General features: G+C 61.3%; 2 protein-coding genes. Both read left to right on the forward strand.

Annotated elements, in window-relative coordinates; genetic code table 11:
• Positions 1-359: 359 nt before the first annotated feature.
• Entirely contained in the window at positions 360-1,799 is a 1,440-nt protein-coding gene (locus FJY68_14280) for a hypothetical protein (protein ID MBM3332988.1), read from the forward strand.
• Positions 1,800-1,945: 146 nt separating this feature from the next.
• On the forward strand, positions 1,946-2,099 hold a 154-nt coding region (locus tag FJY68_14285; GenBank protein ID MBM3332989.1), incomplete at its 3' end, for an adenosine monophosphate-protein transferase.

Here is a 2,099-nt window from a genome sequence, read left to right on the forward strand (position 1 = left end):
TCCGTTTATCAACTGCTGGAGGAAATACGCCACGCGCAATCAGAATCCCAAAACCCTCCCGGAAGTCAAGCCACGCGCCTGCCGAGTCGGAATCGGAGGTCCGAACCGGAACCCAGAGAGCCCAAGGTTGGGAACCGCTGCCCTTTCGGATTCCCGCCCCCTCGGAGCCGGACTTGCAGCCCCGGTTTCCCGGCTCTGGATAGCGCTCCTCCCGGCGCGTCAGGATGGGGGAATCGAACTGTCTGCCCTGTATGCCTGCCTCCCAACGCAGCGCTCCGCCTCCAGCGGGCACCGGGTCGCATTGACTTGGCTCATGGTCTTTCTATAATCACTGCGGCAGGTTTGCCAAAGGAGGCAGTATGGCCGGAAAGTGTCTGCTCCTGTTCCTTACTGCCGGGTTCGCCGCATGGTTGCCCGCGCAGGACTTGACAATCGACAGCCACGAGGTGCCGTCGCTCCAAGGCACCTATGGCAAGTTCAAACAGAACAGCTCTGGTTTCACTTGGCCGGCGTTCGACTCGACTCAGACCCATTGGGACCTGACTTCCTACCCCGGTGGCCAGTGGTCAAGGGTTGGCCTCGTTGATTGGACCACAGGCCAGTCGCCAGCTCCGGAGTCGATGCGGGCCGACGCGCCCGACCCACAGGTGATGGAGATCGACACGCTTGGCGACGGCGCTATCAGCAACATCTACGAGTACAAGGACTCGTCCGGCCTCTACTCCGACGGCGTAGATTTCACGCTGCTGACCTACCGGGTCATCGGCAACTACCGGCCGGATGCGAGGGTCTACGCTACGCCGATGCAGCAAGGCACGAGTTGGTCGAGCAGTGTCGGCTTCGAGTACGAAATCATCCCGGGTGTACCGTACAGCGCGAGCGAAAGCCACTCCAAGAGAATCGTGGCGAAGGGCAAAGTCAGGGTACCCGCGTCCGGTGACTACTACTGGCCATGCCTCGTCATCCGCGACCACATGACCTATGTCGACAACCTGGGCAGCAACGACTCCCGGTGGATATACGAATGGGTCGTGCCCGGTCCCTTCAGCGGCGCCAACGGCGTGGCCGCAGCCCTGAGCCAGAGCGGCGATGACCCGGACTTCACCGACGTCGCGACGATGATGACGATATCGGTCTGCAACATCCCGGGTTGGGATGTGCGCCCGCCGGCTTTCTCGCACACGCGCGTCTGGCCGGATACGAGTTTTGTCGGACCGTTCGTCGTCTGGTCGGTTATCCAGGACAACAACTCGGTCGGCGAGGAGTCGCTCTTCTACCGGGTCGACACCGGCGCCTGGGTAGGGACCGAACCTGATTCGGCTCGGGGCGACACGTTCTACTTCACCATACCTGCGGTCGTCCAGTCGTCCCGGATTGACTACTACATCTGGGCAAGAGACCAGTTCTCGACAACCAATGACATCGACCTCTGGACCACGTGGCCGGTTTGCTCGCCTGAGAGCACCATGGTCACGTTCCACGTGGACCTCACCGGCGCAGCCGAGCAGGAACCGCCCGTTCCGGGCCGCATCGGACTCTGTGCTTTGCCCAACCCGTTCGGGGGTGCGACCACTTTCTACTTCAACTACCCGCGCGTGCGACAGGCGATAATCAAGGTCTTCGCCAGTTCCGGGGAGCTGGTCCGCAGCCTGGAAATGACACCGGTACCGAGCCTCGGGTTCCAGGCCCACTGGGACGCCCGCAACGAGATGGGGGAGCCGGTTCCCGCCGGCACGTACCTCTACCGCGTGGAAAGCGCCGGCTACACGGAAACTAGGAAAGTAACTCTGACGCGGTAGGTGTAATCAAGTGGTCCAGTGGTCAAGTGCTCCCGTGCTCGGGGTCGGCCCTGGGCCGTTGGGGCTTGGTCGTTGATTCGTCATTGGGGATTCGGATTTCGCGATTGATACCCGAGGTCGCCTGACCAGGCACAAAAGGAGCCGCTGTGAATCTTGAGAGCGTTGACATAGTACGGCCCAATGACGCCAACGTCGTAATCGGCCAGTCCCACTTCATAAAGACGGTCGAAGATATCCACGAACTGATGGTGACTTCGGTACCCGGGATGAGATTCGGGCTGGCATTCAACGAGGCCTCAG

The organism is candidate division WOR-3 bacterium, assembly GCA_016867815.1.
In the GTDB taxonomy this organism is placed as follows: domain Bacteria; phylum Hydrothermota; class Tepidihabitantia; order Tepidihabitantales; family Tepidihabitantaceae; genus UBA2258.

What these genes read in the sequence shown, in the direction of transcription:
- FJY68_14280 (MBM3332988.1), top strand. Translation starts at nt 360, where the DNA reads ATGGCCGGAAAGTGTCTGCTCCTGTTCCTTACTGCCGGGTTCGCCGCA.